The sequence below is a fragment of the Rhodococcus sp. MT28 genome, from assembly GCF_058792695.1.
On record NZ_JBXAFD010000003.1, the window covers coordinates 354,391 to 366,390 of the forward strand.

Annotated in this window: 8 protein-coding genes; 5 read left to right on the forward strand and 3 right to left on the reverse strand. The window is 63.1% G+C overall.

The annotated features are described in order from the left end of the window. The first annotated feature begins 1 nt into the window (after position 1). The 4 genes from AC1Q6C_RS14395 (at position 2) to AC1Q6C_RS14410 (ending at position 5,596) form a co-directional block, all read left to right on the forward strand. The gene (locus tag AC1Q6C_RS14395; RefSeq protein ID WP_007732857.1) at positions 2-1,996 is read left to right on the forward strand and encodes an APC family permease; all 1,995 of its coding nucleotides are present in this window, start codon (positions 2-4) and stop codon (positions 1,994-1,996) included. A gap of 48 nt (positions 1,997-2,044) precedes the next feature. Then, positions 2,045-3,313: a class I SAM-dependent RNA methyltransferase gene (locus AC1Q6C_RS14400; RefSeq protein ID WP_230359823.1), complete on the forward strand. Its 1,269-nt coding sequence runs from the start codon at positions 2,045-2,047 to the stop codon at positions 3,311-3,313. A 154-nt stretch (positions 3,314-3,467) separates the two neighbouring features. Next, positions 3,468-3,956: a MarR family winged helix-turn-helix transcriptional regulator gene (locus AC1Q6C_RS14405; RefSeq protein ID WP_054828244.1), complete on the forward strand. Its 489-nt coding sequence runs from the start codon at positions 3,468-3,470 to the stop codon at positions 3,954-3,956. Between the two features lie 5 nt (positions 3,957-3,961). After that, complete coding sequence (locus AC1Q6C_RS14410; RefSeq protein WP_193777210.1) at positions 3,962-5,596, forward strand: MDR family MFS transporter; 1,635 nt, start codon at positions 3,962-3,964, stop codon at positions 5,594-5,596. A 51-nt stretch (positions 5,597-5,647) separates the two neighbouring features. On the opposite strand, the gene AC1Q6C_RS14415 is transcribed toward AC1Q6C_RS14410, so the two are convergent. Both AC1Q6C_RS14415 and glsA read right to left on the reverse strand, forming a co-directional pair. Beyond that, positions 5,648-6,313 (reverse strand): SIMPL domain-containing protein, encoded by a 666-nt coding sequence (locus AC1Q6C_RS14415; protein WP_050656624.1) that lies wholly within the window; start codon positions 6,311-6,313, stop codon positions 5,648-5,650. Positions 6,314-6,322: 9 nt separating this feature from the next. Then, positions 6,323-8,149 (reverse strand): glutaminase A, encoded by a 1,827-nt coding sequence (gene glsA, locus AC1Q6C_RS14420; RefSeq protein ID WP_230359825.1) that lies wholly within the window; start codon positions 8,147-8,149, stop codon positions 6,323-6,325. A gap of 252 nt (positions 8,150-8,401) precedes the next feature. Between glsA and dxs the strand changes: the two genes are divergently transcribed. Beyond that, a complete protein-coding gene (gene dxs / locus AC1Q6C_RS14425; RefSeq protein ID WP_230359826.1) occupies positions 8,402-10,348 on the forward strand; it encodes a 1-deoxy-D-xylulose-5-phosphate synthase in 1,947 nt (648 codons plus the stop codon). Positions 10,349-10,436: 88 nt separating this feature from the next. Here dxs and AC1Q6C_RS14430 read toward each other — a convergent pair whose 3' ends face one another. Then, positions 10,437-11,879, reverse strand: coding sequence for a sugar porter family MFS transporter (locus tag AC1Q6C_RS14430; protein WP_007732869.1), 1,443 nt, complete (start codon positions 11,877-11,879; stop codon positions 10,437-10,439). Positions 11,880-12,000 lie beyond the last annotated feature (121 nt).

A 12,000-nucleotide genomic window follows, 5' to 3' on the forward strand; every position in this document is an offset into this window, starting at 1 on the left:
CGTGTCTAAGCTCTCGACCGCTACCAAGCGGCTCCTGCTCGGTCGGCCGTTCCGAAGCGACAAACTCGGGCACACGCTGCTACCCAAGCGAATTGCACTACCGGTCTTCGCGTCCGACGCGATGTCGTCCGTCGCGTATGCCCCCGAAGAAATCTTCCTGGTTCTCTCCGTCGCGGGTATTTCCGCGTATGCGTACACCCCCTGGATCGGATTGTCCGTCGCCATCGTCATGGCTGTGGTGGTGGCGAGCTACCGCCAGAACGTCCACGCATACCCCTCCGGTGGCGGCGACTACGAGGTCGCGACGGTCAACCTCGGCCCGACCGCCGGTCTGACCGTCGGTAGTGCGCTGATGGTCGACTACGTGCTGACGGTCGCCGTGTCGATCTCGTCGGCTGCGTCGAACATCGGCTCGGCGCTACCGTTCGTCGCGCAGCACAAGGTGTTGTTCGCAGTTGCGGCGATCGTGTTGCTGACCGCGGTCAACCTTCGCGGTATCCGTGAATCGGGGACCGCGTTCGCAATTCCGACCTACGCATTCATCGTCGGCATGTTCCTGATGCTCGGGTGGGGATTCTTCCGGATCTACGTCCTCGGCGAGGATGTGCACGCGGAATCGTCGTCGTTCACGCTCAACGCCGAGGATTCGCATCTGTACGGAATTGCCTTCGCGTTCCTGATCGCCCGCGCATTCTCCTCGGGCTGTGCCGCACTGACCGGCGTCGAGGCCATCAGCAACGGCGTACCGGCGTTCCAGAAGCCGAAGTCGCGCAACGCTGCCACGACCTTGCTGCTGCTCGGGTCGATCGCCATCGTCCTGCTGATGGGCATCATCATCCTGGCTCAGAAGATCGGCATCGTCTACGCACACAATCCGCAGGAACAGCTGGTCGGAGCGCCGGAGGGCTACCATCAGAAGACCTTGATCGCGCAGATCGCCGAAGCCGTGTTCAGTGGTTTCCCGATCGGTTTCTTCTTCATGGCGATCGTCACGGCACTGATCCTGGTTCTGGCCGCGAACACCGCGTTCAACGGATTTCCGGTACTCGGATCGATCCTGGCGCAGGATCGGTACCTACCGCGTCAGCTGCACACGCGCGGCGACCGACTGGCATTCAGCAACGGAATCCTCTTCCTCTCCGGTGCTGCCATCGCATTCGTCGTGGTGTTCGGCGCCGAGGTCACCAAGCTCATCCAGTTGTACATCGTCGGCGTCTTCGTCTCGTTCGTGCTCAGCCAGACGGGCATGATCAAGCACTGGACTCGGCATCTGAAGTCCGAGACCGACAAGGCGCAACGGGCCCGTATGCAGCGCTCGCGAGTGATCAATTCGATCGGTCTGGCAATGACCGCCACCGTCTTGATCATCGTTCTGATCACCAAGTTCGCTGCCGGCGCATGGATCGCCATCGTCGCGATGGTCGCGATCTTCATCGTGATGAAGATGATCCGCAAGCACTACGACAGCGTCGCAGCCGAGCTCGAGGAGCAGGAGTGGGACGGCGTACTGCCCAGCCGCACGCACTCGATCGTGCTCGTCTCGAAGTTGCACATGCCGACGATGCGAGCTCTCGCCTACGCGCGAGCCACGCGACCGGACACCCTCGAAGCCATCACGGTCAACGTCGACGAGCCGGACACCCGTGCACTCGTGCGTGAGTGGGAGAAGAGCGACGTGACGGTTCCGCTCAAGGTGATCGAGTCGCCGTACCGCGAAATCACCAAGCCGGTTCTCGATTACGTCAAGCGTGTACGACGCGATGCTCCGCGTGACGTCGTCACCGTCTTCATTCCCGAGTACGTCGTCGGACACTGGTGGGAGCAGATCCTGCACAATCAGAGCGCGCTTCGTCTGAAGAGTCGTCTGCTTTTCCAGCCCGGCGTGATGGTGACCAGCGTTCCGTGGCAGCTGAGTTCGTCGGCAAAGGCGAAGCCGCTCGACATCGAGAAGACCGCAGGTGCCACGCGTCGCGGTTACGACACCGGCGAGAAATGATCACCGGCGAAAAATGATCGGCAACATCGAAATGGCAGGCGTAGTTCGTTGAGTGAGAATTGGACCGGACAGACCTTCGAGGTCGATCTGGGCAACCCCGGTCACGGCGGGTTCGTCGTCGCCCGGCACGAGGGGCGGGTCGTGTTCGTCCGTCACGGTTTGCCGGGGGAGCGTGCGCTGGTCCGGGTGACCGAGGACAAGGGCGGATCGTTTTGCCGCGCCGACGCGATCACCGTTCTCGACGCTTCTCCGCATCGGATCGATCCGACATGCCCGATCTCCGGCCCGGGCGGGGCGGGCTGCTGCGACTACTCGCATGCGGATCTGAGCGTCCAACGTGAGATGAAGACCTCGGTCGTGCGGGAGCAGCTTCTGCGACTGGCTCGTGTCGAATCGGACGTCGAGGTAGAGGAACTGCCCGGAACCGGAGACGGAACGGGTTGGCGCACGCGAGTCCGGTTGGCGGTCGACGGGCACGGTGTCGCCGGATACCACGCGTACCGCAGCAACCGGATCGTCACAGACCTCCGGTGCACCCAGATCGATCAGAGCGCGTACGACGGTCTCGGCGGTGCGCAGTGGGCACCAGGTAGCGAGCTGCAGGTTGTTCTCGACGCTGCCGGCGAGCGGCACGTCGTGGAAATCGCGGCACCCGCGGTGTCCAAGACGGGACGGCGGACGCCCGGGCGACGCGGCGCGATGGCACGCCGAGCGGCAAGCGGCGGCCCGCGAAAGACCCGAGTTGCCATCGGATCGGACACAGTGATCGAGCGCGTCGGCAGTCGAGAATGGGCGCTGGCCGCGACCGGTTTCTGGCAGGCCCATCGTGGCGCTGCGAACGCGTACTCACAGGTGGTCGGGGAGTGGGCCGGAGCCGCTACCGCGGACACGGCCTGGGATCTCTACGGCGGTGTCGGCGTGTTCGCAGCTGTGCTCGCCGAGCTTGTCGGGCCGTCCGGCGTGGTGGAGTCCGTCGAATCTTCGGCGCGTGCAGTCGCGGACGGGCAGGCAGCGCTGTCCGATCTCGGTCAGGTGCGCTTCCACAGCGCCCGCGTCGAGAACATCATCGCGGATCTGGAGCGTTCGCCTGCTGTCGTCGTGCTCGACCCGCCACGTGCGGGGACCGGCCGGCCGGTCGTGGAAGCTCTCGCCGCAACGGGCGCTGAGCGGATAGTCCATATCGGGTGCGACCCGGCGTCGTTCGGTCGCGATATCGGCCTCTACCTGGAGCAGGGCTTCAGAATCGGTGGCCTCCGGGCGTTCGACGCGTTCCCCCAGACTCACCACATGGAGTGCATCGCGCTTCTCGAACGCTGAGACGTCCCGAAATCTTTCCCTGAGACGGTGTGACGCTTCTCGCGTTCACAACAGTTGCTTGCATTACGCAACTAATCGTATAGTTTCGTTCTGCAAGTAGTTTTCCGTTTTCAAGTCACGGCTCGTTCGGGCCACTCGAATTCAGGGGTAGGCAATGTCGGTACAGCCGGAGACGGCCCAAGCGCTCGTCGACACGATCTTCATGTTCGGCAGATCGCTGCGAGCCGCGGTCACCACCGGTTCAGACAGCCTGCTGCCGCCTGCGCTGGTCAGTGTGTTGTTCATGCTGGCAGCGCGTGGGGAGTGCCGACAGAACGAATTGGCCGTCGATCTGTGTGTCAGTCAGTCGTCGCTCAGCCGACAAATGTCGGATCTGGTCGACGCTGGGTATGTCGAGAGAAATCCCGATCCGGCTGACAAGCGGGCGTTCCGCATCCGAGTATCGGAAGAGGGACACGACGTTTTACGGAGAACCACGCAGCGGCGTGCGGCGCGTTTGCGCAACATGCTCGAAGACTGGAGCCAGGAAGAGGCCATGGCCGCAGTGACATCGCTGCAACGTCTCAACGAGACGTTCGGCGCATCGAATCGGCAGGCCTCACCGGCAGTTCCGCACACGGGCGTAGAAAGTATTGGGAGATAAGGCACATGGCAGCAACAGTAGGAGAAACCCGGGCAAGTACCGGAGGTGACGGATCGGCTCGCGAAGCGGGCGCGATGACTCACCGCGAAATTCTCGAAGCACTCACCGGACTCATCGCAGCGCTGTTCACCGCGCTGCTCAGCAGCACCATCGTTTCCACAGCGCTTCCCACGATCATCGGTGAACTGCACGGAACTCAGACGCAGTACGCCTGGATCATCACGACAGCGTTGCTCGCCACCGCGGCGTCGACGCCGATCTGGGGCAAGCTTGCCGACCTCTACAACAAGAAGGTCCTGGTCCAGACCGCGATCGTCATCTTCGTGATCGGCTCGGTCATCGCCGGCGCGGCGCACAACGTTCCGTTGCTGCTCGGTGCGCGTGTCATCCAGGGCATCGGTATGGGTGGTCTGACCGCTCTCGTCGTAGCCATCATCGGCACGATCATCCCGCCGCGAGATCGCGGTCGCTACTCCGGATACATGGGTGCGGCCATGGCCGTCTCGATGTCCGGTGGACCGATCCTCGGCGGCGTCCTCGTGGACACTGCCGGCTGGCGCTGGTGCTTCTACGTATGTGTTCCGCTGGCAGTCATCGCATTGTTCCTGCTTCAGCGCACACTGCACGTCGAGACCGTGAAGAAGGACAACGTCTCCATCGACTGGATGGGCGCCACCTTGCTCACCGCCGGTGTCAGCGTCCTGCTGATCTGGGTTTCGTTTGCCGGTCAGGACGACTACTACGCCTGGTTCTCGAAGGAGTCGGCCTTCTTCGTCATCGGTGGTCTGGCCCTGCTCGGCCTGACGATGTTCGTCGAATCCAAGGTCAAGGATCCGATCCTGCCGATCAAGATCATCACCGAGCGCACAACGGCTCTCGCGATCATCGCCTCTATCGCAGTTGGTGTCGGCCTCTTCGGCGCGACGACGTTCCTGACGCAGTACTTCCAGACCGCACGCGGATTCGATCCCACCGAAGCCGGATTGCTCACCATTCCGATGGTCGCAGGCATGCTCGTCGCATCGGTCGGCTCGGGCCAGCTGATCACCAAGTTCGGTCAGTGGAAGCCCTTCATCGTCGCCGGCGCAGTTCTGCTGCTGGTCGGTTTCGGGCTGCTGTCGACGATCGACCACGCAACCAGCCTGTGGACAATCGGAATCTTCATCGCCATCGTGGGTCTCGGTACCGGCATGCTGATGCAGAACATCGTTCTCGCCGTGCAGAACACGGTCAGCGTCGAGAACATCGGCGCGGCCAGCAGTATCGTGGCGTTCTTCCGCACCTTCGGCGGCGCGATCGGCGTGTCGGTGCTCGGTTCGATTCTTGCGACCCGCGTCAAGACACTGACAGTCGATTCGGTCTCCACCTTGCCGCCCGAGCAGCAGGCAGTAGCTGGAAAGAGCCTCCAGGACGGCCTCGACCTGAGCAATATGCCTGACTTCGTCTCGCAGATCGTTCGGTTCGCCTACGGCGACGCAACAGGACGGATCTTCCTGGTCGCAGCCGTCGTCGCCGTGGTCACGCTCGTGTCGGTCATCTTCATCCCGAACCGTCCGTTGCGCACCACCATCGACATGGCAACCCCCGACGCCGAGCAGAAGTACGAAGAAGAGCGCGAAGAGAAGAACCTCACTCGCTGATCCGCATGCCCGGCTGGTCTACTGCCGGCAGCGTCTTCTGAACTACTGTTGTCACGCCATAGCCCATCGAACGCGGACCGAGATCGATTCTTCGATCTCTCCGCGTTCGACGGCTATCGGGGCCGAATCCGCTTTCATCGCCGCGACACGTCCGCGCATCGGCACGATCTGGTCGAAGTCCTCGAGCACCTCGAGAACTTCGACCAGATCTTTGTCTGCCAGGTCCGCGAACTGTCTGGCTTTCGATTCGGCTGCCGTCCAGGCCAATTCGCGTGCTCTTGTCGCCAGATCGCTGCGGTCGTCGAGATCGAACTCCAGTCCGTCGAGCCGTATCGCGTCGCCACCCACCGATACACATGCCGCGATGACGGCAGCGGGGGAGTTCGCCGCTTCCGGCTCCAGCTCTCGCAGTACGACTCGGAAAGTTGTCGATGCCGTGAATCCTGTTGTCTCCTGGCGGCCTCCGTCGCTCCAGTGAGTCTGCGGATGGACGCTCAGCCCGGCGGTGGTGAGGTCCGCTCCGCGCACACCGCGCGCGTGCAGGGTCTCGGTCAGGGCAGTGGACAGACGTGCGACGGCGTCGAACGCGTCGGAAACGGCCGTCTGTGTCACCGATACTCCGATCGTCAATCGCACGATGTCGGGAACAGCTGTTGCAGTGGCGGTTCCGGTCACCGTGACAGTGGACGGTTCCGAGGTGAAGGCGGTGGTGGGCACGTTTGGTTCCTATCCGATTCGTCCGGCGGATATGGCACTCCGCAACATCAGGTCCAATTGCTCGTAGGCGCCCGCAGCCAGTCGTTCGAGCAGCGCAAGTTTCAACTCGGGTGCCTGTGCGGTCAGTTCTGCATATCGCTCCGGAGTCAGGACAGCGACGGTGACCGTGGAATCGGCGCGGATGTCGTTGAGGAACGGAGTGTCGAGGAACATCGTCATCTCGCCGAACGTCATTCCGGCGGAGAGCGTCGTGATGCGGTGCTCGACCCCGTGCGCGTCGGTGAACATGGTGCTGACCTGGCCACTGAGAATCAGGTAGAAGCCAGACGCCGATTCACCTCGGCGGGCGATCTTCTCGCCGCGGGCATAGGTTCGCGTCTCCAACTCTGCCGAGAATCCCTCGATCTGTGCCGCGGACAGAGCATCGAGAACTGGGTGGTCCTCGATCGAGATCGTCGACGCCTGCCGATCGGCCTCACAATGCACCGCAAGCAGCGTGTCTTCGCACCACTGCATGGCGGAATCGAGGTCCGCAAAAACCCGACCACTTCTTCTGGCGGGGTCGATGCTCGAACTTCGTTGTCCCAGCAGTCCTTGCGGATCGACGACGGCCACCGCACAAGCCTGCTCGGCCAGTTGAACCTGCAGTGCAGTGATCATGCGCACCGCGACGTCGCTGGCGTCGTCGACGCGGCGGACGTCGATGACGACAACTTCGAGGCCCTCGTCCACCGAGCCGATTTCGCGGACCGCCGATTCGGCACCGGTGAAGAGGAGATCGCCGTGCAGTTCGTAGACCCGGCTGCGCTTGCCGACGTCGTCGAGCACGGCTTGTTCGGTCGGGGTGCGTCGTACTCGCGACGGTGCTTCGATGACGCTGTATCTGGCCCGGATCGACGAGCGTGACGCCCGCGTCACGTGGAGGAAGTGCAGTTCGAGTTCCTTCGACAGTGCCCGGGCAGAAGCAACTCCGCGAACACTGTTGCCGTGAACGTCGAGCCTGGGGGAGTACACGGCGATGCCGATCTGGCCCGGCAGAACCGCCAGCACTCCGCCGCCGACACCGCTCTTGGCCGGCAATCCGACCTCTACCAGCCACTTGCCGGCGCCGTCGTACATTCCGCACGTAGCCATGACGCTGAGGACCTGTTCGACGCCTGCGGGTGCCAGCGCGCGCTCGTGGGTGAGCGGATTGACACCGTTGTTCGCCATCGTCGCAGCCATCAGACTCAGGTCGCGGCAGGTCACGTCGATCGAGCATTGACGGAAATACAGGTCGACGGCCTCGTCGGGATTGCCGGTGATGACGTCGAAGGATCGCAGCATGTGGCCGATCGCACGGTTGCGGTGACCGGTGCGGGCTTCCGAGGTGTAGACGGCTTCGTTGAAGGTCAGCTCCCGTCCCGCATATCGCGAGTACGCCGAGCGAATCCGCTCGAAGCGGACCTCGGCATTGACGCCGGCGACCAGGGATGCAGCCGTGATCGCGCCGGCATTGATCATGGGGTTTCGTGGCCGTTCGGTGAGCGGGTCGAGGCTGATTTCGTTGAACGGCTCGCCGGATGGTTCGACGTCGATTTTCGCGGCAACCGCCTCGCTTCCTCGATCGGCGAGAGCCAAGGCGTAGGTGAAGGGCTTCGAGATCGACTGAATGGTGAACGGGACTCGTGAGTCACCGATCTCGTAGACGTAACCGTCTACGGTGGCGATGCAGATTCCGAACGAATCGGGGGCGACCGCCGCGAGTTCGGGGATGTAGTCGGCCAACTCGCCTTCGTCGAGTGATCGGACTTCGTCGAACACTCGCGTTATCAGGTCGTCGACCACAGTTCCCATACGTCGACCTTAAGCTGACATGGCGGTCGTTTTGTGGAAGAAGAGTTGCCGAGTCGATCGCGACGGATCCCATTTGTCTGTGATTGCGATCACGAGCGATCCGCGGGATTTCGCTGTTACGCGAAGTCACACCGGAATCGGGCCGAGTCCGCGTGTCGGTTCGCCGGAACGCTCCGTAGACTGGCAGCACTGTCGCGAAGACAGCCGCGGCGCGCACCGGTGCAGCTGTGAAGCACGGAGGGAGCGATCTCGTTGGGTGTTCTTGCCCGCATTCAGGGTCCTGACGATCTACGTCAGTTGAGCCACGCCGAGATGACGGAGTTGGCCGACGAGATTCGTGAGTTCCTCGTGCTGAAGGTCGCTGCGACCGGTGGTCACCTCGGGCCCAACTTGGGCGTCGTGGAGTTGACCCTCGCACTGCACCGAATTTTCGACTCGCCGCAGGACGCGATCATCTTCGACACGGGCCATCAGGCCTATGTACACAAGATCCTCACCGGTCGTCAGGATCAGTTCGACACTCTGCGTAAGCAGGGTGGACTGTCCGGGTATCCGTGCCGCGCCGAGAGCGAACACGACTGGGTCGAGTCTTCTCACGCTTCCGCCGCGTTGTCCTATGCCGACGGCCTCGCGAAGGCCTTCGCGCTGACGGGTCAGAATCGCCACGTAGTTGCCGTCGTCGGTGACGGCGCGCTGACCGGCGGAATGTGTTGGGAAGCTCTCAACAACATCGCGGCAGGCAAGGACCGTCCGGTGGTGATCGTCGTCAACGACAACGGTCGCTCGTACGCACCGACCATCGGCGGACTCGCCGACCATCTCTCGGCACTGCGCACTGCGCCGAGTTACGAGCGCGCCCTCGACAGTGGCCGACGCATGGTCAAGAGACTGCCCTGGGTGGGGCGCACCGCGTACTCCGTCCTGCACGGAATGAAGGCGGGTCTCAAAGACGCGGTCAGCCCTCAGGTCATGTTCACCGATCTCGGTATCAAATACCTCGGACCGGTGGACGGACACGACGAAGCCGCCATGGAATCGGCATTGCGCCGGGCGAAGGCCTACGGCGGACCGGTCATCGTGCATGCCGTCACTCGTAAGGGCAACGGTTACGCACACGCCGAGAACGACGTGGCCGACCAGATGCATGCCACCGGTGTCATCGATCCCGTCACCGGTCGCGGCACCAAGTCGTCCGCGCCGGACTGGACGTCGGTCTTCTCGGCCGCGTTGATCGAGCAGGCTTCGCGTCGTGAGGACATCGTCGCCATCACCGCGGCGATGGCCGGGCCCACCGGCCTCGCGGCCTTCGGTGAGAAGTTCCCCGATCGGATCTTCGACGTCGGTATCGCCGAGCAGCATGCGATGACCTCGGCCGCCGGTCTTGCACTGGGCGGACTTCACCCCGTCGTTGCTATCTACTCGACCTTCCTCAATCGGGCTTTCGACCAGTTGTTGATGGACGTCGCTCTACTCAAGCAACCGGTGACAGTCGTGCTCGACCGCGCCGGGGTCACCGGAGTCGACGGTGCCAGCCATAACGGGGTCTGGGATCTTTCGCTGCTCGGAATCATCCCCGGAATCCGCGTCGCGGCACCGCGTGACGCCGACACACTGCGGGAAGAGCTGGACGAGGCACTTCTCGTCGACGACGGCCCAACCGTCGTTCGTTTCCCGAAGGGCGCTGTACCCGAAGCGATTCCGGCCGTGAAGCGACTCGACGGAATGGTCGACGTTCTCAAGTCCAGCGAGGGTGAGCGCGGCGACGTGCTCCTCGTCGCGGTGGGCCCGTTTGCATCCCTGGCACTCGAGATTGCCGAGCGGCTCGACAAGCAGGGCATCTCGGTTGCCGTCGTCGATCCGCGGTGGGTTCTGCCGGTCGCGGATTCGCTGGTGAAGATGGCGGACAAGTACGCCCTCGTGGTCACCATCGAAGACGGTGGTCTGCACGGCGGCATCGGTTCGACGGTCTCGGCCGCGATGCGGGCAGCCGGAGTGCACACGTCGTGCCGCGACATGGGCGTTCCCCAGCAGTTCCTCGATCACGCCAGCCGCGAGGCCATCCACAAGGAACTCGGACTCACGGCTCAGGACCTCTCCCGCAAGATCACCGGCTGGGTGGCGGGGATGGGCAGCGTCGGCGTCCACGTCCAGGAAGACGCGTCCTCGGCGTCGGCTCAGGGCGAAGTCGCGCAAGGCTGACGGCTCGTCTCACGATAATCTCGAAAAGCGGTGGCCCTCGGATCAATCCGAGGGCCACCGCTTTTCAGTGTGAAACCGTGAGATCTCGCTACTGGACGGATTCGAGTGTGCTGCCTCGCGTTTCCTTCACGAACCTCAGGACGACGAACAGCGACAACACTGCCATGACGGCGTAGCCGGCGTAGGTGTACGACAGATTCCAATCGGCCAGTGCCGGGAACGTCCAGGAGACCAGGAAGTTCGCGACCCAGTTGGTGGCGGTCGCAATTCCTACTGCTGCAGCACGCACGCGGTTGGGGAACATCTCGGAGATCAACACCCAGACCACCGGGCCCCAGGACAGAGCGAAGAAGAATACGAATGCGTTCGCACCGATAAGTGCGATAGTCGCGTTCGCTCCGGTCAGCGTGGCCACAGATTCGCCGATCTCGTTCTTGGTCACTGTTGCCGAATGGAAACAGAACGCCGCGGTGCCCAGTGAGATGGCCATACCGGCGGAACCGACCAACAACAGCGGCTTTCGACCGACCCGGTCGATGACGGCGATGGCGACAAATGTACCGACGATGTTGACCAAGGCGCTCACGACGCTGATCAGCAGGGATCGGTCGGCGCCGAATCCGACCGCCTGCCAGAGGGTGCTCGAGTAGTAGAAGATCACGTTGATACCGACCAACTGCTGCAATGCGGCGAGTGCAATACCGACCCACACCAGATGGGAGACCCCGAGCCGCTTCGAGAAGAGTTGGCGGACTGTGGTCTTGGCTTGCTTCTCCGTCAGAGATTCGCGGATCTCGTTCATGCGTTCGGTGACGGCGTCGTGATCTCCACCTTCGAGATCGGAGATGATCTTGCGAGCACGATCGTCCTTGCCCTGCGCCACGAGGAACCGTGGAGATTCGGGAATCGTGGTTGTCATGATCAGGTACAGGACTGCGGGAACCGCCTCGAGCATCAGCATCCACTGCCAGGCTTCGAGGCCTGCGATCTGATTGCGATCACCACCGGCCGCGGCTTGGAGGGCGTAATTGACCAACTGCGACACGGCGATTCCGAGAACGATCGCCAGTTGGTACATCGAGCCGAGACGTCCGCGAATCGCGGCGGGGGAGATCTCCGCGATGTAGGCCGGGGCGATGACTGACGCGAAACCCACTGCCAGGCCGCCGACCACGCGCCAGAACGTGAGGTCGTAGACGCTGAACGGAATTGCGGAGCCTACGGCGCCGATAATGAACAACACCGCGGCTATCTGCATGACGCGGATGCGGCCGAGTCGGTCGGCGAGTGTGCCTGCGATCCAGGCGCCGAGTGCTGCGCCGAGCAGAGTCAGTGAGACCGTGAGCCCGGTGCCCGAGGCGCCGATGTCGTACTTGTCTCGGATCGCACCGACCGCCCCGTTGATGACGGCGGTGTCGTATCCGAACAGAAAACCGCCGAGCGCGGCGGCGCCGGCGAAGAGCACTGCATGTCCGACGTCGGCGCGAGTAGCGCCTGATCCTCCGCCGGAGGCGGTTCCGCTGAATGCCATTCCTGCCCCCTCAAAGGCCCTACGGTCGACACCCCGATGCGCCGATCCATCCGCGAGCACTCTGCACGCTACGCCCACCGGGACAGATTTGGCGGGGACTCACGCGCCGTTACCCAGCTGA